18 protein-coding genes and 1 pseudogene are annotated in these 19,223 nt (G+C 63.0%); 10 read left to right on the forward strand and 9 right to left on the reverse strand.

Features of this window, described 5'->3' with window-relative positions:
- Positions 1–103 precede the first annotated feature (103 nt).
- A complete protein-coding gene (locus tag CSQ95_RS27920; protein WP_099411886.1) occupies positions 104–871 on the reverse strand; it encodes a class I SAM-dependent methyltransferase in 768 nt (255 codons plus the stop codon).
- 104 nt (positions 872–975) lie between these two features.
- Between CSQ95_RS27920 and CSQ95_RS27925 the strand changes: the two genes are divergently transcribed.
- The 3 genes from CSQ95_RS27925 (at position 976) to lpxC (ending at position 3,753) form a co-directional block, all read left to right on the forward strand.
- Positions 976–1,749 (forward strand): helix-turn-helix transcriptional regulator, encoded by a 774-nt coding sequence (locus CSQ95_RS27925; protein WP_099411866.1) that lies wholly within the window; start codon positions 976–978, stop codon positions 1,747–1,749.
- Positions 1,750–1,899: 150 nt separating this feature from the next.
- A complete protein-coding gene (locus tag CSQ95_RS27930; protein WP_070312931.1) occupies positions 1,900–2,742 on the forward strand; it encodes a DMT family transporter in 843 nt (280 codons plus the stop codon).
- 75 nt (positions 2,743–2,817) lie between these two features.
- Complete coding sequence (gene lpxC, locus CSQ95_RS27935; protein WP_070222474.1) at positions 2,818–3,753, forward strand: UDP-3-O-acyl-N-acetylglucosamine deacetylase; 936 nt, start codon at positions 2,818–2,820, stop codon at positions 3,751–3,753.
- A gap of 109 nt (positions 3,754–3,862) precedes the next feature.
- Here lpxC and CSQ95_RS27940 read toward each other — a convergent pair whose 3' ends face one another.
- Positions 3,863–4,372: a DciA family protein gene (locus CSQ95_RS27940; protein WP_099411867.1), complete on the reverse strand. Its 510-nt coding sequence runs from the start codon at positions 4,370–4,372 to the stop codon at positions 3,863–3,865.
- Positions 4,373–4,651: 279 nt separating this feature from the next.
- On the opposite strand from CSQ95_RS27940, the gene secA reads away from it, so the two are divergent.
- On the forward strand, positions 4,652–7,423 hold the full coding sequence (gene secA / locus CSQ95_RS27945) for a preprotein translocase subunit SecA (RefSeq protein ID WP_099411868.1): 2,772 nt from the start codon (positions 4,652–4,654) through the stop codon (positions 7,421–7,423).
- Positions 7,424–7,509: 86 nt separating this feature from the next.
- Here the strand turns inward: secA and CSQ95_RS30235 are convergent.
- Positions 7,510–9,042, reverse strand: a pseudogene (locus CSQ95_RS30235) (alpha/beta hydrolase).
- 62 nt (positions 9,043–9,104) lie between these two features.
- On the opposite strand from CSQ95_RS30235, the gene argJ reads away from it, so the two are divergent.
- The 5 genes from argJ (at position 9,105) to CSQ95_RS27980 (ending at position 12,391) form a co-directional block, all read left to right on the forward strand.
- The gene (gene argJ / locus CSQ95_RS27960) at positions 9,105–10,343 is read left to right on the forward strand and encodes a bifunctional glutamate N-acetyltransferase/amino-acid acetyltransferase ArgJ (RefSeq protein ID WP_034784989.1); all 1,239 of its coding nucleotides are present in this window, start codon (positions 9,105–9,107) and stop codon (positions 10,341–10,343) included.
- Entirely contained in the window at positions 10,340–11,221 is an 882-nt protein-coding gene (locus CSQ95_RS27965; RefSeq protein ID WP_070219359.1) for an ATP-binding protein, read from the forward strand. Before argJ ends, CSQ95_RS27965 begins: the two co-directional genes overlap by 4 nt.
- Positions 11,218–11,640 carry an NUDIX domain-containing protein gene (locus tag CSQ95_RS27970; RefSeq protein ID WP_099411871.1) on the forward strand — a complete coding sequence of 141 codons (423 nt, stop codon included), beginning with the start codon at positions 11,218–11,220 and terminating at the stop codon, positions 11,638–11,640. The genes CSQ95_RS27965 and CSQ95_RS27970 overlap by 4 nt, the downstream gene beginning before the upstream one ends.
- A gap of 121 nt (positions 11,641–11,761) precedes the next feature.
- Positions 11,762–11,971, forward strand: a complete 210-nt coding sequence (locus CSQ95_RS27975) for a hypothetical protein (protein WP_070219361.1) — start codon at positions 11,762–11,764, stop codon at positions 11,969–11,971.
- A gap of 3 nt (positions 11,972–11,974) precedes the next feature.
- On the forward strand, positions 11,975–12,391 hold the full coding sequence (locus tag CSQ95_RS27980) for a VapC toxin family PIN domain ribonuclease (RefSeq protein WP_099411872.1): 417 nt from the start codon (positions 11,975–11,977) through the stop codon (positions 12,389–12,391).
- A gap of 3 nt (positions 12,392–12,394) precedes the next feature.
- Here CSQ95_RS27980 and yacG read toward each other — a convergent pair whose 3' ends face one another.
- The 6 genes from yacG to CSQ95_RS28010 all read right to left on the reverse strand — a co-directional run bounded on the left by yacG (position 12,395) and on the right by CSQ95_RS28010 (position 17,811).
- Complete coding sequence (yacG, locus tag CSQ95_RS27985) at positions 12,395–12,586, reverse strand: DNA gyrase inhibitor YacG (protein ID WP_034785391.1); 192 nt, start codon at positions 12,584–12,586, stop codon at positions 12,395–12,397.
- An 18-nt stretch (positions 12,587–12,604) separates the two neighbouring features.
- Positions 12,605–13,360, reverse strand: a complete 756-nt coding sequence (gene zapD, locus CSQ95_RS27990) for a cell division protein ZapD (protein ID WP_070219363.1) — start codon at positions 13,358–13,360, stop codon at positions 12,605–12,607.
- Between the two features lie 62 nt (positions 13,361–13,422).
- A complete protein-coding gene (coaE, locus tag CSQ95_RS27995) occupies positions 13,423–14,070 on the reverse strand; it encodes a dephospho-CoA kinase (protein ID WP_099411873.1) in 648 nt (215 codons plus the stop codon).
- 22 nt (positions 14,071–14,092) lie between these two features.
- Complete coding sequence (locus CSQ95_RS28000) at positions 14,093–14,962, reverse strand: A24 family peptidase (RefSeq protein ID WP_099411887.1); 870 nt, start codon at positions 14,960–14,962, stop codon at positions 14,093–14,095.
- Between the two features lie 106 nt (positions 14,963–15,068).
- Positions 15,069–16,265, reverse strand: a complete 1,197-nt coding sequence (locus tag CSQ95_RS28005) for a type II secretion system F family protein (RefSeq protein ID WP_099411874.1) — start codon at positions 16,263–16,265, stop codon at positions 15,069–15,071.
- A gap of 73 nt (positions 16,266–16,338) precedes the next feature.
- On the reverse strand, positions 16,339–17,811 hold the full coding sequence (locus tag CSQ95_RS28010) for a DHA2 family efflux MFS transporter permease subunit (RefSeq protein WP_240453532.1): 1,473 nt from the start codon (positions 17,809–17,811) through the stop codon (positions 16,339–16,341).
- 205 nt (positions 17,812–18,016) lie between these two features.
- Here CSQ95_RS28010 and CSQ95_RS28015 point away from each other — a divergent pair, with 205 nt between their 5' ends.
- The gene (locus CSQ95_RS28015; RefSeq protein WP_099411875.1) at positions 18,017–19,162 is read left to right on the forward strand and encodes a hypothetical protein; all 1,146 of its coding nucleotides are present in this window, start codon (positions 18,017–18,019) and stop codon (positions 19,160–19,162) included.
- The last annotated feature ends 61 nt before the right edge of the window (positions 19,163–19,223 follow it).

Raw genomic sequence — 19,223 nt, forward strand, 5'->3', positions numbered from 1 at the left:
AGCGGAATTGGCATCACGTTTGCTCTGGCATTGTTGGATTACGCGCTGCGCGCTAATCCAACCTACGCAATAAAAAACGGCGCCATCGGCGCCGTTTTTACGTTTACTGTACCGATGGCTTGGTCGCCTCGAACATGGCCGCATCGATGCTGAACGAATAGTCGTCCTGCAGCGCGAAATACCGGCGCGCTTCCTCGGGCGCGCCATCGAAGAGGTTGCGGATGGCCGCCACGCGCTCGTCCGGCGTGCGCATGCGCGCCACCCACTCGTCGAACTGCATCGTCAGTTTCCATACGCTGCGCAAGCTGTGCGTAAAGCCCGCGTTGTCGAACTTGGCACCCCATTCGCACGTGCGGTAGTCGCGCACGTGCGAGGCGTCGCGCAGCATTTCCACCGCCTGCAAGGTACTGTCGTACAGGGCCGTCTTGGGCGCCACGATATCGACCACCAATAACGTGCCGTTCGGGCGCAGCACGCGCCACGCTTCGGCCAGGGCTCCGGCCACGTCGGTCCAGTGGTGCGCGGAAAAGCGCGTGACCACCATGTCGAAGCTGGCATCGGCAAACGGCAGACGCGCCACGTCGCCCCGTTGCGTGCGGATGTTGTGCAAGCCCCGTTGCGCCCTGGCGTGGTCCACCACGTCGAGCATGGGCTGCGCCAGGTCGTAGGCGACCACCGATTGCGCCACGGGGGCGACGGCAAAGCTGGCGTGGCCGGCGCCGCAGCCCAGGTCCAGCACGGCCGGCCGGCCGTGGCGGCGCGCGCATTCCTGCATCAGCACCAGGTCGGCGCCTTGCGCGTGGATTGCGCTGCTCAGGTAGGCATGGGCCGTCTTGCCAAACTGTTCGGTAACGACATCGTGCTGCTGCATGGTTTTCTCCTGTTGATGGGTGAGTTCCTGCAGAATAGGGATAAAATTATCCTGTAACAAGATCATAACTTATACTGGTATATCCACTACCATGCATCTGTGCCATGTCGAACAAGCTCGCTGAATTCATCCGCGCCCGGCGCGAAGCCGTCACCCCCGCCATGGCTGGCTTGTCCGGTGGCGGACGTCGGCGCACGCCGGGCTTGCGGCGCGAAGAGCTGGCGCAGCTGTGCGACGTCAGTCCCACCTGGCTGACGTGGCTGGAGCAGGGGCGGCCCGTGTCGGCGTCGGCCAAGATGCTTTCTCGCCTGGCGCAGGTACTGCAGCTGAGCGCGGCCGAGCGCGCCTATCTGTTCGAGGTGGCCGACAAGCATGACCCCAGCCATGGCACAGGCGAGGGCGGCGGGCCTGCCAGCGCCGAGCTGGCGGCCATCGTCGCCGCCATCGACGCGCCCGCCTACATCCTCGACCGCGAATGGAGCGCCGTGGCGTGGAACGGAGCGGCGTCCGCCTTGTTCACGGGCTGGCTGCATGGCGACGGAGACGCGCCGAACCAGCTGCGCTTCATGTTCCTGGAGCCTGGCGCGCGCGACTTGATCGTCGGCTGGCCCGAGCGGGCGCGGCGGCTGGTGGCGGAGTTTCGTGCCGATATCGGACGCCAGGCGGACCAGGCGCCGCTGGCTGGCCTGATCGCGGAGCTGGCCGATGCCAGCCCTGAATTTCGCCTGTGGTGGGGCGCGCAGCAGGTGCAGGGCCGCGACGGGGGCTTGCGCCGCTTCCAGCATGCGCAACAGGGGGCGCTCAGCTTCAACCAGGTCACCTTGCACCTGGCGCGCCAGCATGAGCTGAAGCTGGTGATGCTGTTGCCTGTGTCATAAGGTAAAACGGCCGCGCTTGCTATAATCGGGTTGATGGTTTGGCCTTGCCATGCTGTCCTGGCTCCGGCCGTCGCCATGATGACGGTCCCGCTCTTTCGCCAGGAGTCTGTCCTGATACCCCGCAATCCTAACCTGCGCAGCATCTATGTGATGCTGGTCGCCGTCGCCATGTTTTCCCTGATGGACACGGCCATGAAGCTGTTGTCCGCCCACTATCCTCCCATGCAGGTGACGGCCTTGCGCGCCCTGTCGTCCTTGCCTCTCGTTTGCCTGTACCTGCTGTACCGGGGCGCGTTCAAGAATGTGCTGCAGGTGCGCTGGCCGCTGCACTTGCTGCGCGGCGCGCTGGGCGTGTTGATGATTACCCTGTTCGCGTATGGCTTGAAGCGCATGTCGCTGGCCGAGACGTATGCGCTGTTTTTTGTTGCGCCCTTGCTGATCACGGTGCTGTCGGTTTTTATCTTGAAGGAAAAAGTCGACTTCGCGCGCTGGTGCGCCATCGCCGTGGGTCTGCTGGGCGTGCTGGTGGCGCTGCGTCCCGACGGTTCGGGATTCTTTTCGCTGGCCGGGCTGGCCGTGCTGGGCTCGGCTGCCTGTTACGCCATTTCCGCCGTCACGGGCCGCATCCTGAGCCGCACGGATGCCAGCGAAAGCATGGTCTTCTGGCTGATGGTGATGATGGCCGCCGGCGGCGTGGCCTTGTCGGCGCACGAATGGGTGAGCATCCGCCGCGAAGACTGGTGGCTGCTGGCCGGCTTGTCGCTGAGCGGCTTCCTGGGCCAGCTGGCCATCACGGAAGCTTTTCGTTTTGGCAAGGCATCGAGCGTGGCGCCATTCGAATACTCGGCCCTGGCCTGGGGCATGGCCTTGGACTGGATGCTGTGGCGCGCCTTGCCCGACGAATACACGCTGATCGGCGCGGCCATCATCATCGGCAGCGGCATTTATCTCGTGCGGCGCGAAGCCGTGCACGCGGAAAGCGAACATCCGTGAGGAACGGTTGTGGTATTTCTGGCGTGAGCCATGCCGCACCGCAACGAAAATCCGGCAAATAGATATAATCGACAGATGTTAAAACAACGCACCATCAAACAACAGGTCCGCACCATCGGTGTCGGTTTGCACTCCGGCACCAAGGTCGAGCTGATTCTGCGTCCCGCCGCGATCGACACGGGCATCGTGTTTCGCCGCATCGACCTCGATCCCATCGTCGAGTTTCCCGCCAGCGCCATGGCCGTGGGCGATACGCGCATGGCTTCCGTACTGATCAAGGACGGCGCCAGGGTTTCCACGGTGGAACACCTGATGTCGGCCGCGGCCGGCCTGGGCATCGACAATATGGTGATCGACGTGAATGCGGAAGAAATTCCCATCATGGACGGTTCCGCTTCGTCCTTCGTCTACCTGCTGCAGCAAGCGGGGGTGGAAGAGCAGCAGGCGCCGAAGAAATTCATCAAGGTCATCAAGCCCGTGGAAGTGCGTCAAGGCAAGGGTGACGCGGAAAAATGGGCACGCCTGTCGCCGTACGACGGCTTCAAGCTCGATTTCTTCATCGAATTCAACCACCCGGCCGTCGATGGCACGATGCAGCGCGCTTCCGTCGATTTCGGCGACGTGTCCTACGTGCACGACGTGGCGCGCGCGCGCACCTTCGGTTTCATGCAGGACGTGGAAAGCTTGCGCGGCATGGGCCTGGCCCGCGGCGGCTCGCTGGAAAACGCCATCGTGATGGACGAGTACCGCATCCTCAACGCCGATGGCCTGCGCTACGAAGACGAGTTCGTGCGCCACAAGATCCTCGACGCCATCGGCGACCTGTACCTGGTGGGCCATCCCTTGCTCGCCTACTACACGGCGCACAAGTCGGGCCACGCGCTGAACAACCAGCTGTTGCTGGCGCTGCTGGAACAGCCGGAATCGTATGAAATCGTCTCGTTCGATACCAATGAGGCGGCGCCGCAATCCTACCTGCGCCAGATGGAGCGCGAGTGGTCGTTGACGTAGGTCGGATTAGGCCGCAGGCCGTAATCCGACAACCCCGCAGGCGCCAACAATGTTGTCGGATTACGGCCCGAAGGGCCTAATCCGACCTACGTGCCGCCGCATGGTGTTCTTAATCTTTTGGTTCGCGGTGGTGGCGGACCATATTGCGCAGCGCCGCGATCAACTGCTCGTTCTGCTTCGATGGCGGCAATGCCGTGCTCAGCTCTTCCAGGGCCGACATGGCTTTTTCCGGCAAGACCAGCGCCCGCGTATGCACGATGGGCGCAATGCTCTTGATGACTTGCACTTTCAGCTTGATGCCTGAAATCTGCCAGCCCTTTCTTTCCAGTTCCCCTTGCAGTTTCGGCAATTGCTGCTTGAGCTTGGCCGCCAGCGCCGCGTTCGGCGTGGCCAGCACCAGCTGCCCGCCTTCGAATTGCAGGATGTCGCAATGCTCGAACATCGCCGGCAAGGCCTTGGCGCAATCTTTCTGCAGGGCGACCAGGCGCGTGACGGTGGGCATCAGGGAAGCCATCGTCGCGTTGCCGCGCAGAAAAGCGGTTGCCCCCGTCGCGGCCGGGCCGGAACGGGCAAAGCCGTAGCCGCGGCGCGGCGCCGGAGAATAAGTGGGAGTTCGCATGGCCGAAACATAGCACACTCGCCCGCGCATGACGAGTGCGGCGGCGGGTGCGGCGCAGGCGGGCAGGCCGTATTGCCTTACAGTATGGGAAATGTCCGCAATTTCTGCCATTTGTTTGTCATTAAGCTATTGTTATATGGTGCATTACCCCAACCTTGGCGGGAACGCATGATAAAATCATCGTCTTTTGCCATAGTCGAACTCCGTGCGGTGACGCGATTACTACCTCGTTGTTCCCTACCGAGCTTTTTTTAACGGCGTTTTTTCAAGAATTCAAGCATGTCATTACTGACCCAGATTTTCGGTAGCCGCAACCAGCGGCTGCTCAAGCAATACCAAAAAACGGTACGCGAGATCAATGCGCTCGAGCCGGCCATCGAAAAGCTGTCGGATGCCGAGCTGCAAGCGAAAACGCCTGCCTTCAAGGAACGCATCGCCGCTGGCGAATCGCTCGATGCCTTGTTGCCGGAAGCCTTTGCCGTTTGCCGCGAGGCCAGCAAGCGCGTCCTGCGCATGCGCCATTTCGATGTGCAGATGATCGGCGGCATGGTCTTGCATTTCGGTAAGATCGCGGAAATGGGCACGGGCGAGGGCAAGACCCTGATGGCCACCTTGCCAGCCTACCTGAACGCCTTGTCGGGCAAGGGCGTGCATATCGTCACCGTCAATGACTACCTGGCGCAGCGCGATGCCGAGACCATGGGCCGCCTGTATGCATGGCTGGGCCTGTCGACGGGCGTGAACATGTCGCAGATGGAGCACAGCGCCAAGCAGCAGGCGTACAACTCCGACATCACGTACGGCACGAACAATGAATTCGGTTTCGACTTCTTGCGCGACAATATGGTCTACGAAGCGCGCGAGCGCGTGCAGCGCAGCCTGAACTTCGGCATCGTCGATGAAGTCGACTCGATCCTGATCGATGAAGCGCGTACGCCGTTGATCATTTCGGGCCAGGCCGAGAACCACACCGACCTGTATCACAAGATCAATGAACTGCCTGCGCGCCTGACCCTGCAGATCGGCGAAGAAACGCCGGACGGCAAGGGCAAGGTTGAAGTGCCGGGCGACTACACCAAGGATGAAAAAGCGCACCAGGTGCTGCTGACGGAAGCGGGCCACGAAAAGGCCGAAGGCATCCTGATGGAGATGGGTCTGCTGCCGGAAGGCGCGTCGCTGTACGATTCGGCCAACATCACCCTCGTGCACCACCTGTATGCGGCCCTGCGCGCGCATGCGCTGTACTTCAAGGATCAGCACTATGTGGTGCAGAACAATGAAGTGGTGATCGTCGATGAATTCACGGGCCGTCTGATGACGGGCCGCCGCTGGTCCGACGGCTTGCACCAGGCCGTCGAAGCGAAGGAAGGCGTCAAGATCCAGAACGAGAACCAGACCCTGGCCTCGATCACCTTCCAGAACTACTTCCGCATGTACGCCAAGCTGGCCGGCATGACCGGTACGGCCGATACCGAAGCGTACGAATTCCAGGAAATCTACGGCCTGGAAACGGTCGTGATTCCGCAAAACCGTCCGCTGCAGCGCAAGGACCGCCAGGATCAGGTCTACAAATCGTCGGCGGAAAAATACAACGCGATGTTGAACGACATCCGCGACTGCTACGAGCGCGGCCAGCCCGTGCTGGTGGGTACGACCTCGATCGAGAACTCGGAACTGCTGTCGGGCATCCTGACCAAGGCCGGCTTGCCGCACAACGTGCTGAACGCGAAGCAGCATGCGCGCGAAGCGGAAATCATCGCCCAGGCAGGCCGTCCGAAAGCCATCACCATCGCCACCAACATGGCTGGCCGCGGTACGGACATCGTGTTGGGCGGTAACGTCGAAAACCAGATCAAGTTCATCGAAGCCAATGCTGAGCTGAGCGACGCCGACAAGGCAGCCCAGTCGCAGACCTTGCGCGATGAGTGGCAGTCGCTGCACGACCACGTGGTCAATGCGGGCGGCTTGCACATCATCGGCACCGAACGCCACGAATCGCGCCGCGTCGACAATCAGTTGCGTGGCCGTGCCGGCCGCCAGGGCGATCCGGGTTCCTCGCGCTTCTACCTGTCGCTCGACGACGCGCTGCTGCGCATCTTCGCCGGCGACCGCGTGCGCGCCGTGATGGACCGTTTGAAAATGCCGGAAGGCGAACCGATCGAGGCAGGCATCGTCTCGCGTTCGATCGAGTCGGCCCAGCGCAAGGTCGAAGCGCGCAACTTCGACATCCGCAAGCAATTGCTGGAATACGATGACGTCGCCAACGACCAGCGCAAGGTCATCTACCAGCAGCGTAACGAGCTGCTGGAAACGACCGATATTTCCGAGATGATCGGCTCGCTGCGCCATGGCGTGTTCACCGACCTGGTGCACGAGTACGTGCCGCGCGAATCGGTGGAAGAGCAGTGGGATATCAAGGGCCTGGAAAACACCCTGGCCAGCGAATGGCAGCTCGACCTGCCGCTGCAGCAAATGCTGGAAGCCGATTCGACCCTGACGGACGAAGAGATCCTGGAAAAAGTGCTGGTCGCGGCCGATGCCGTGTACCAGTCGAAGATCGATATCGTCGGCAAGGAATCGTTTGGCGGCTTCGAGCGCAATGTCATGCTGCAAAGCGTGGACAGCCACTGGCGCGAACACCTGGCGGCGCTCGATCACCTGCGCCAGGGTATTCACCTGCGCGGTTATGCGCAGAAGAACCCGAAACAGGAATACAAGCGCGAAGCGTTTGAACTGTTTGGCCAGATGCTCGACATGATCAAGAACGACGTCACGAAACACGTGATGACGGTGCGTATCCAGTCGCGCGAAGAAGTCGATGCGGCCGAACAGGCGATGCAGCAGTCGCACGTGGAAAACGTGCACTACCAGCACGCCGAATTCGACCCGAACGCGGCGCCGGAAGAACTGCTGGCGCCGACGGCTGGCGACAGCAACGACCAGTATGTCGACGACATGAGCGTGAGCATGGGCGTCAAGGTCGGCCGCAACGATCCATGCCCTTGCGGCAGCGGCAAGAAGTACAAGGCTTGCCACGGCAAGCTGGCTTAAGCGCGGTTTGTCAGCGTGAACAAAAAACGGAGACCGCGGTCTCCGTTTTTTTTATGTCCGGCATATTTATTGTGCCTGATCCCTGCTCAGGGAAAGGCCCAGTATTGCGGCGCCTGCGAGGGAATGCCTTTCAAGCCGCCGCGGTTCCTTGCCCGTTGCCCCGTCTTGATCATGGTGGCGATATCGGTCAGCAGGACGCGGTTGCTGGCGAAGTAATCGTGGCCCATGAAATTCATGATGACGGCCGAGGCATCGACGAGTTCCATGCCGGGGATGCCGACGACGGGGCCGCGGATGTCGCCTATCCTGTCCCAGTCGGCAAAATTGTAGGAGGCGCGGATGGCTTTGTCGTTCGCGGACGCGTACAAGGTGGCGGGAAGCTTGAGGCTGGCAAAACGGGGAGCGATCTGCTCGCGGAAGATGTCGGCATTGATGTCCGGCGCCGCCAGCACGACCTGCTTGAACAGGGGCCGCAGCTCGGGGCGCTTTTCCAGCAGGTTGGCCAGGGCCACGGTCATCGGGCGGTTGCCCATGCTGTGGGCGATGATGTAGATATCGGTAGCGGAAGAGTGCTCGGCAAAGTCGGCCAGGAAGGCCTGCAGGTGCGCCTGCGTCTATTCGGCGGCATTTTCATCGAACTCATAGCCGGCCAGGGTGCCTTTCGATGGCCAGCTGTAGAACACGGGCAGGGCGCCGATATCGAGGCCGACCGCCATCTGCGCCGTGCGCCGGGCGGCGTCGTCAAAAGAGTTGCTGTAGCCATGGATGTAGATGAAGGCGGCGTGCCGTTGCGGGGCGGCCCGTATCCTGGCCTTGACGGCGGCGAGAAAATCCGCGCGCGACAGGCGCGTGCTTCCCTTGATCAGCACATATTTTTGCACATTGTCGCCGGACAGGATGGCGTACCAGGGCGGCAACGGCAGTTCGCCCGGCGCTCTTTTCTCCGGGATACTTACGACGACGCTGCCATAGCTCAGGTAGGGCGCCACGCGGTTGGGCTGCCAGCCAAAATTGCGGCTGCTGGGCTGGTATTTCCTGTCGGTGGCGTAATACACGGTGACGTGCGTGGCGCCGGGCGGCGGTGCATCGTTGTCGGACCTCAGCGTGCCGCCGTTGCCGATGCTGCCGAACAGCTTGCCGAGGTTGCCGAACAGGCCGCTTGTACCCGACCATGCGCCGCTCCACGGACTGGCCGGCGGTGGTCGCCGCCCTATGATAGCGTCTGGCGCGGGAGGCGCTTCCGCGGCTGGAGCAGGTGGTGGCGGGGCGGGCGGCGTTTCAGCCGCAGGCGGTGCTTCGGATGCCTGTTCGGTGACGTGGATGCTGGCGCGATCTGCCGGGCCACGCAGCACCGTACAGGCTGTCAACGAGGGCAGCAGGCAAAGTAGGGATAGCCGGCGCAACAGGTGCGACAGGTCTGAAGCGCTGCGCCGCATCCGGTTTGACTGACCCTGCGTCATGACGTCCTTCCCTGGACCGTGCGATTGCAAGACTCGCCATCGCCCATTCCCATACCTTAGCGGCGCCAGGCGGCATGGTTCTGATAAATCGCAAGCCTGGCCGCGCCACCGGTCCGTATCGGCGCCGCCGTGGCTGGCGCGACTATTCACTTGCCGCATGTTCACCCGCGCCGCGAAGGCGCTACAATAGCGCTTCCCTTTTCCCTCGCAGAAGAACTCATATGGCCGTCAATTCTCCCAAGCCCGTCGCCGCCGACTTGAAAGCCGTCGCCGGCATTGAAATCGGTGTTGCCGAAGCCGGCATCAAGAAACCCAACCGCAAGGATTTGCTGGTATTGAAACTGGCGCCGACGGCCACAGTGGCCGGCGTGTTTACCCTGAACCGCTTCTGCGCCGCGCCCGTGCAAATCTCGAAGGCCAACCTGGCGGCAGTGACGGCCGGCGCCGCGCCGATCCGCGCGCTGCTGGTCAACACCGGCAACGCGAATGCGGGCACGGGCGAATCGGGCCTGGCCGACGCGCAGGCCAGCTGCGCCGCGCTGGCCGAGCTGCTGGGCTGTACGCCGCAGCAAATCCTGCCGTTTTCCACCGGCGTGATCCTCGAACCGCTGCCCGTGCAGCGCCTGGTCGCCGGCTTGCCGCAAGCCGTGGCCGCGCTGACCTCGGATAACTGGTTCTCGGCCGCCGAAGCCATCATGACCACCGACACGCAGCCGAAAGCCGGCTCGCGCACGGTCACCATCGGTGGCCACGCGGTCACCCTGACGGGCATCAGCAAGGGTGCCGGCATGATCAAGCCGAACATGGCCACCATGCTGGGTTTCCTGGCGTTCGACGCCACCGTGGCCCAGCCCGTGCTGGACCAGCTGGTGAAACAGGCGGCCGACAAATCGTTCAACTGCATCACCATCGACGGCGACACCTCCACCAATGACTCGTTCATGCTGGTAGCCACGGGCGCCGGCAGCCTGGTCATCGATTCCATCGATTCGCCGCACTATGCGGAACTGGCAGCCGCCGTCACCGAACTGTCGACTTTCCTGGCGCAAGCCATCGTGCGCGACGGCGAAGGCGCCACCAAGTTCATGACGGTGACCGTGGAAGACGGCCGCAACGTGGAAGAATGCCGCAAGATCGCCTATTCCATCGCCCATTCGCCGCTGGTGAAAACCGCGTTCTTTGCCTCCGACCCGAACCTGGGCCGCATCCTGGCCGCCATCGGCTACGCGGGCGTGGACGACCTGGACGTGGGTCAATTGAATTTGTACCTGGACGACGTGTGGGTCGCCAAGAACGGCGGCCGCAACCCCGATTACCAGGAGCAGGACGGCCAGCGCGTGATGCAGCAAAGCGAAATCACCATCCGTGTAAAACTGGCGCGCGGCGATGCCACGGCCACCCTGTGGACGTGCGATCTGTCGCATGATTACGTGTCGATCAACGCCGACTACCGCTCATGACCGCCCTCGATCAATTCCTGATCCGCGCCGAAGCCTTGCTGGCGCGCGTGGAAGCGATCCTGCCGCAGCCGGTGCCCGCACCGGACTGGAACAGCTTTGCCTTCCGCTGGCGCCGCCGGCAGGGCGCCGCCAGCCATCTGCAGGCGGTGGCGCACGTGTCGTCCATCGCCCTGGATGACTTGCACAACATCGGCACGCAAAAAGCGCAGATCGAGCAGAATACGCGCCAGTTCGTTGCCAGTCGCCCCGCCAACAACGTGCTGCTGACGGGCGCGCGCGGTACGGGCAAGTCGTCGCTGATCAAGGCATGCCTGAACCAGTTCGCCGGCCAGGGCCTGCGTCTGATCGAAGTGGACAAGGCGGACCTGGCCGACTTGCCCGACATCGTCGACCTAGTGGCGGCGCGTCCCGAGCGCTTCATCATCTTTTGCGACGACCTGTCGTTCGAAGAGGGCGAAAGCGGCTACAAGGCGCTGAAAGTGGCGCTCGACGGCAGCATCGCCGCGCAATCGGACAATGTGCTGATCTACGCCACCTCGAACCGCCGTCACCTGATGCCCGAGCGCATGTCGGACAACAGCAGCTACAAGACGGACGACGATGGCGATTTGCACCCGGGCGAGACGGTGGAAGAGAAAATCTCGCTGTCCGAGCGCTTCGGCCTGTGGCTGTCGTTCTACCCGTTCAAGCAGGACGATTATCTCGATATCGCGGCGCACTGGCTCGCCTCGTTCGGCTGCACGCCGGAACAGATCGCGCAAGCGCGCGGCGATGCCCTGCGCTGGGCCTTGCAGCGCGGCTCGCGTTCGGGCCGTGTCGCCTGGCAATTTGCGCGCGATTATGCTGGGAAACTACCTGCGGGAAAGTTGCCGCAATGAGTGCAGTGAACGTGAAACCGGTGGATGTCGCCGTTGGCATCCTGATGAAGCCGAATGGCGACGTGCTGCTGGGTCAGCGTCCGGCCGGCAAGCCGTATGATGGCTATTGGGAATTTCCTGGCGGTAAAGTCGAACCGGGCGAAGCCATTTTGGACGCCTTGAAGCGCGAGTTTGTCGAGGAGCTGGGTTTATACATCGACAGCGCCGAAGCCTGGTGCGGCGTCGAATATGTGTATCCGCACGCCCATGTGCGCCTGCATTTCTATATCAGCCGCAATTGGCGCGGCGAGCCGCAAAGCCTGGAAGGGCAGGCGTTCGCCTGGCAGGGCACGGTGGGCGTGGAACCCTTGCTGCCGGCCACCATTCCCCTGCTGGAATGGCTCAACGAGGTACGCAGGGAATCCCTGATACCTGCCTGATCTCCACTTGTGCCGGCGGGCAGCGCCATGCTGCGTGCTGGCGCAAGCTTTGCTGTGACTTTCCTTGTATCGCGCGCGCTTTGCGCTACAGTGCTTTCATCAAGCACCGGGGGAGTCTCGCATGCCGCTGACACTGACCTTTACCGATACCGATGAATTGCTGATTGCCGCCTTGCACAAGCGTGCCCGCGCGCATGGGCGCAGCATCGAAGACGAGCACCGCGACATCCTGCGCAGCGCCTTGCGCCCCCTGCCGAAGCGCCCGCTCGACGATATTTTGCGCGGCATGCCTGACGTGGGCCTGGACGCGGATTTCGAGCGCCGCCCCTGAGTCATGCCCGCCTACCTGGTCGATACGGATGTGATCGTTGCGGCGCGCAAGGGCAGTGCTGCGCCGGCGGGCGTGGCCGATTTTTTCGAGCGGGTAGCGCCGGAGATGCGTTATGTGCCGGTGCAGGTGATCGCGCAATTGCGCGCAGGCATACAGTGCAGCTGGCGGCGCGAAGCGGCGCTGGAAGCACTGGCGCTGGAAGGCTGGCTGGAAGCCGTGCTGGCGGAATATGCGCCGCGGCTGCTGGAATTCGACCTCGATTGCGCGCTCGTGTGCGCACGTCTGCATGGCAGTAGTCACGCGCATGGCGTCGATGGGCAAATCGCGGCGATGGGCATCGCCTATGGCTTGACGGTGGTCAGCGGCAGGCTCGACAGTTTCGCGGCGCAGGGGGTGCGCCTGGAAAATCCATTCAAGTGAAGCTTACTGGGGCTTGTTGTCTTCGTCTGCCAGCGGGTCTTCGAACGGATCGGCGGCAGGGATCGTGTATTTCTCTTCGGCCCAGGCACCCAGGTCGATCTGCTTGCAGCGTTCCGAGCAGAAGGGGCGGTATTTATTGGCTTCAGTCCATTCGACTTTGGCGGCACAGGTAGGGCAGTTAACGACGGTCATGATGGGGCAAATAAGTAACAGTTAAAAATTACAGAGCGTGAGTTCGAATGGTACATCTTCTTCCAGCGGCTTGGGTTTCAAGTCGCCGCCCTGGGTAGTGAAGCGTACCCACAGCATGTATTTGTTGGCGGAAATTTCCGGGATGGCGCCGCTGTTTTCATCGAGGCTCAGGCGCAGCATCTGGTACACCTTGCCTTGCAGCATTTGCTGGTAGCTGCCGCCATTGGCGATCAGCTTGACGGGACCGCCGGAATCGCGCAGCAGGCGCAAGACCAGGGCCAGCGCGTCGAACAGGGGCGCCAGCGGGGCGAACCACGCGTGGATATCGGTCAGGCGCTGCTCGCAGCTGCGTTTTTGCCAGGCAAAGTACGACGGCAAGTCGAATTCGCAGGCGCCGCCCGGGATGATGGTGCGGCCGCGGATGCTCATCAGCCATTCATTGTCGCGGATATTCTGGCCCGTCTTGCCTTGCGCCGCCACGAGGGCGCCGCTGACACTGTCGAGTTCGCCGAGGATGGCATCCAGGGTTTCCGGTTCCACATTCGGATTGCTGCGGTAGCCCAGCAGGCTCTGGCGCTGGCGCTCGAGTTCCTGCAGCAGGTCCGATTTCAGGTCGGCGCGGCCGGCCACTTCAAGCATATCGAAAATAGTTGCCAAGGCAACATGATGCTGCATTGCATGCTCTTGCTGGATGAAGAACTTGAATTTGTCGTACAGGTCTTCCAGCCGCAACAAGGTACGTATGCGTTCGTTGAAAGGGTATTCGTAGACAATCAAAATAATTCCCTTAAGTAAGGACCTGCAAACAATCCCGTGATTTTGAACCAAGCGTCGACAAATTACAAACGTTGCGGCCCGATTCCAGCCATTCTTTTTGAAAATGCCAGATATAAATCGTGCAGCTGGGCAATCTGCGGCGCCAGGGCCGCCAAATCGCCATTATTGTCGATCACATCGTCCGCCGCCGCCAGGCGCATGGCACGCGTGGCCTGCGTGGCCATGATGGCTTTGACTTGTTCTTCCGACAAGCCATTGCGCGCCATCACGCGCGACACTTGCAGGCTTTCCTGGCAATCGATGACCAGTACGCGGTTGACGCGCTCCACCCAGCCGCCGGACTCGACCAGCAGGGGCACGGCAAAGATCACGTAGCTGCCCGTTGCTGCGGCGGCCGCTTCCAGGGTCGCCTGGCGGATGCGCGGGTGCAGGATGGCTTCCAGTTTCGCCTTGGCGGCGGCGTCGGAAAACACGAGGTTGCGCATTTTTGTACGGTCGAGGGCGCCGCGCGCATCGGCGTAGCCGGGGCCAAATTCCGCCACCAGGGCTGGCATGGCCGCGCCATTGGGCGCCGTCAGGCTGTGCGCGATCTGGTCGGTGTCGACGATGGAGGCGCCGCGCGCGGCGAACAGGTCGGCCACCGTGCTCTTGCCGCAACCGATGCCGCCGGTGAGGCCGACGCTGAAATAGGGGGCGTTTTGTTGTTGCATGTGTGTATCCATAAGGGGCTGGTCAGCTGGTCAGGCCCAGCGTGAGGCGCGACAGGGGCGTGCCGTACAGCAGCGCAATCAGACCCGCCGCCGCCAGATAGGGGCCGAAGGGAATCGGCTTGTCGCGCCCCCGCTTGGCAAACACGATCAGGCCGATGCCGACCACGGCGCCCACCACCGACGACAACAATATGATCGTCGGCAACATGGTCCAGCCCAGCCACGCACCGAGCGCCGCCAGCAATTTGAAGTCACCATAGCCCATTCCCTCCTTGCCTGTCGCCAGCTTGAAGGCCCAGTACACGGCCCACAGGGCCAGATAACCGGCGGCCGCGCCGATGACGGCCTCCTGCAGCGGCACGAAAGTGCCGTTGATGTTGACCAGCAAGCCGGCCCACAGCAGGGGGAAGGTCAGGTCGTCGGGCAGCATTTGCGTGTCGGCGTCGATGAAGGTCATGGCGATCAGCAGCCAGGCAAACACGAGCGTCGCCAGGCCCGTCCAGCCGCTGCCGAAATGCCAGATCAGCAGGGCCGACAGCGCGCCCGTCAGCAATTCCACCAGCGGATAGCGCACGGAGATGGGCGCCTTGCAGGCGCTGCATTTGCCGCGCAGCAGCAGGTAGCTGATGACGGGGATGTTTTCCATGGCCGTGATGCGGTGGCCGCAAGCGGTGCAGTTCGAGTGCGGCAGCATCAGGTTGTAGCGGTCCGTATGCGGCAAGGGCAAGCCGCTTTCTTCCGCCACATAATTAGCGGAGTCGCGCTCCATCATTTTCGGCACGCGGTGGATCACCACGTTGAGGAAGCTGCCGACGATCAGGCCGAACAGGGCGGCGACGAGGGCGACGGGCAAATTGCCGGGCGCGGCGAACAGCAGGGTATCTTGCAGCATGGTGGCGTTGTCTGAGGTGATGATATTGCCGCGCAAACATTGCCTGGCACTGCCGCAGTGTAAAACATCTGCCGGCGCATGGGGATGTTTTGCGCAGGGTGAATGGTCAAATCACGGCGCCCAACTTGAAAATCGGCAAATACAGGGCAATCACGAGGGAGCCGACGAGCACGCCCAGCACCACCATCAGCGCCGGTTCCAGCAGCGTGGAAAGGGTGGTCACGGTGGCGTCGATGTCCGCCTCGATGATCTCGGCCGCGCGCGACAGCATGGCGTCGAGCGCGCCCGACTCCTCGCCGATCAGGGCCAGTTGCGTCAGCAGCGGGGGAAATACGCCGCTGTGTTCCATGGCCAGGGCCAGGCCGCCGCCGGCGCGGATTTCACGCTCGATGCGCGTCGTCGCTTCCTGGTATAGCGCGTGGCCGGAGGCGGCGCCCACGAGGCCAAGCGAGTCGAGCAGCGGCACGCCGGCGGCGAACATGGCGGCCAGGGTGCGCGTCCAGCGGGCAATTGCCGCCTTGCGCAGGAGCGGGCCGAACACGGGCAGGCGCAGTGCCCGCAGTTGCGTGTTGCGCCTTAAGGCGGGCCAGCGGCGCCAGGCCAGGTGCAGCAGCACGCAAGCGAGCACGAGCGCTGCCAGCAAGGCCAGCCAGTAGCGGACCAGAAAAGCGGACACGCCCATGACGGCCAGGGTGGGCAACGGCAAGGGCGCGCCGAAGCTGTCGAAGACCTGGCGGAAGGCGGGCACGACCACGCTCATGATGATGGCCGTGACAACGATGGCGACGAGTACGATGACCAGCGGATACATCAGCGCGCCGCGCACCTGCCGCCGCAAGGCGATGGCTTTTTCCTGGTGCGTGGCCAGGCGCGCCAGCAAGTCCTGCACGATGCCGGCCTGTTCGCCCGCCGCCAGCAGGTTGCAATACAGCTCGTCAAACAGCAGCGGAAACTGGCGGAACGCTTGCTGCAGGCTGCTGCCCGCTTCGATGTCGTGGCGCAAGTCGCGCATCAACTCGGTGATCGCGGGTTTGGCGTGGCCCTTGCCGGCGATGTCGAAGGCGTGCAGCAGCGGCACGCCGGCCGCCATCATGGTCGACAGCTGGCGCGTGAACAGGGCGATATCCTTGCGCGTGATGGCCTTGCCGGGCGCGCTGCGCGCAGCCTGCACCCGGGTGGCCAGGATGCCTTGCCGTCTTAGCGCGACCGTGGCCGCGCCGGCGTCGGCGGCGCGCAAGACGCCTTCGGCCGCCTTGCCATGGCGGTCCGTGCCCTTCCATGCAAAGCGCCGTTCGGCCGCCATGTGCACCTCCTGCCGTCACGGTAGCAGCGCCGGGCGAAAGCACCAGCGGCGCTTTCGGCAAGCTTGATGTGGCTCAGCCTTTTGTGGTTTGCACTTCCGTCTGCACAACGGCCTGGGCTTTCACGTCGGCCGCATCGTCCTCGTCGCTGTCCGTGCCCTTGCTGATGCTTTCGCCATCGTCGCGGCGCAGGGTCCAGAAGGTCAGCGAGGACAGCACCGTCAGCGCGGCCAGGGTGAGGAAGGCGTGGTGCAGGGCCGTGCTGAGCATGGCGCGGTCCGACTGCGGCATGTCGCCCAGGTACCAGCCCGTGATCAGCGAGCCGAAGGCGAGGCCAAAGCTCATCGACAGTTGCTGCATCGAGCTGGCGATGGTGCTGGCCATGCTGGAATCGGCCTTGTCGACGTCGGCGTACGCGATGGTGTTCATGCTGGAAAATTGCAGCGAATTGAAAAAGCCCATGCACAGGCTGATGGCGACGATCACGTACAGGGGCGTGCCCGCGCCCACCTGCGAAAACATGGCGATGGTGATGCCGATCAGCACGGTGTTGACGATCAGCACCTGGCGGTAGCCGAAGCGGGCCAGCACGCGCGCGGAAATGAATTTCATGCCCATGGCGGCGGCCGCGGACGGCATCATCAGCAAGCCCGACTGCCAGGCGGGCAAGCCCAGGCCCAGCTGGTACAGCAGCGGCAACAGGAAGGGCAGGCCGCCCACGCCCAGGCGCGTGACGAAGCCGCCCACCACGGAGACGCGGAAGGTGCGGATCTTGAACAGGGTCAGGCGCAGCAGCGGGTGCAGCACTTCGCTCGAATGCCAGGCATACGCGGCCAGCAGGCTGATGGAAATGAACAGCAGCACGGCAAACGAGGTGCCGTCGATGCGGTGTTCGCCGAAGATTTCCAGCAGCCACGACAGCAGCGCGATGCCCGTGCCGAACAGTACCAGGCCGATCAGGTCCAGCGGACGGGGCTTGTCGCCGTAATAATCGGGCATGTAGCGGTGCGCCAGGTACAGCGCCGCCAGGCCGACAGGCACGTTGACGAAGAAAATCTCGCGCCACGACAGCCAGTGCACGATCAGTCCGCCCACCGTGGGGCCCAGCAGGGGGCCGATCAGGGCGGGGATGATGACGAAATTCATGGCCGCCAGCAATTGCGACTTGGGAAAGGTGCGGATGATGGTGAGCCGGCCCACCGGCATCATCATGGCCGCGCCCACCCCTTGCAGCAGGCGCGCGGCCACCAGCATGGGCGCATTCACGGACAGGCCGCACAGGATGGAAGCGATGGTAAAGATGGCAACGGCGGCGGAAAACACGCGCCGCGTGCCGAAGCGGTCGGCCATCCAGCCGCTGATGGGAATGCACACGGCCAGGCTCAGGATGTAGCTGGTGACGACGGCCTTCAGGCTCAGCGGCGTCACATGCAGGCTGGCGGCCATGGCGGGGATGGCGGTGTTGACGATGGTGGAGTCGAGTTGCTCCATGAACAGGGCGGTGGCGACCACCCAAGGCAGGTAGCTTTTAATCGGGGAACTGGTCATGGATGCGAGCCTGAGGAGGTAAGACGGAGCCGACAGTACGATGAATTGTCACATAAATGGCGCTCGCGTGCCGCCCGCGCCATTCATTCTGGCAGTGCGCCGTGGGCATCGTCCATGGAACATTTGTTCCATGGCAATAGATTACTGGCAAGGCTAGCATGTGTTTTCCGGCAGTCCCGCCCCTCCTTCCCGAAAGTCATGCCATATGAAAAATGCACTTACCTTCCTTGCCCTGAGCGCCGCCCTGTCCGCCTGCGGTGGCGGCGGCGATCACGCTGCGCCGGAAGCGCCAGTCACGCCGCCCGTCGTGGTCACGCCCGTCGCCGATCCCGTGACGGTCGCCTCGCAAGCGGTCGCGGCCCAGGCTGGCCTGGCCGTGATCGCCGGCGCCAATGCGGACGAGACGGTGTATGACGTGGCGGCCGATATCGGCGACACGTGGCGCATCACGTTCGACGGCGTCAAGAAAACCTACGCGATCCGCGTGCTGTCGACGCAGTTCGGCTTGAGCGACCGCAGCGGCACGTTCAGCGCCGTCACCGTCGGCAATCTCACCACCTACACGGCAACGGATTTCAGCGTCACCGTCGACGCGCGCACGCGTCTTCTTTCGGGCAATATCAAATTGGGCAACATGGCTTCGACCGTCAGCGGCACCGGCTATGCGGTGGGCGACGTGGCCAGGCTGGCCGGCAGCTATATTTTCCTGGGGGCCATGCGCAATGCCTCGAACGGCGGCGACCGTTTCAATCCGAAAGGCAGCCTCAAGGTAGCGGCCGATGGCAGCGCGCAACTGTGCAATGGCGGCGTATTCAATGCGCAAGGCGTGTGCTCCGCGGTATCGCCGCAGCTGGAAGCGGAAAACGCCGACCTGACCCTGGTCAAGGATGCGAAGAATGGCTTGCTCGTCGCCCGCCAGGGTGGCCAGGACTTCGGCATCGTGCACGTGCATGCGGGGGACCGGGGGCTGGCGCTGTTCATCGACCGCTACAGCCGCAACCAGGAAAACGTGCTGCGCGTCGGTACCATCGTGGCCGCCAAACAACAGAAGATCGGCAGCGAAATCGCCGGCACTTACGCCTGCGCGGCGCCGGGCATCAGCGCCAAGATCGAGATTGCGGGCAACACCGCCACCTTGACGAATAACACGACGGGCAAGACGCACGCGGAAACCATCACCGCCAACAAGCTGGGCTTGGGCGCGCAGGCCGTCGATTTCGATGGCGTCGCCGTGTTCAAGGACCCGGCCGACGTGCCGGCAGATTACTCGCTGTTCATGCCGGTGTCGTCGAGCATGGCAGTCGAGTTTTCGACCGACCGCTCGTATATGGGCACGTGCCTGAAAAATTAAGAGGTGCCGCCACGTGCCTGTGTGAGTAGGTCGGGTTAGCCGGTACGGCGTAACCCGACAT

This window comes from Janthinobacterium sp. BJB304, assembly GCF_002735765.1.
Classification (GTDB): Bacteria; Pseudomonadota; Gammaproteobacteria; order Burkholderiales; family Burkholderiaceae_D; genus Janthinobacterium.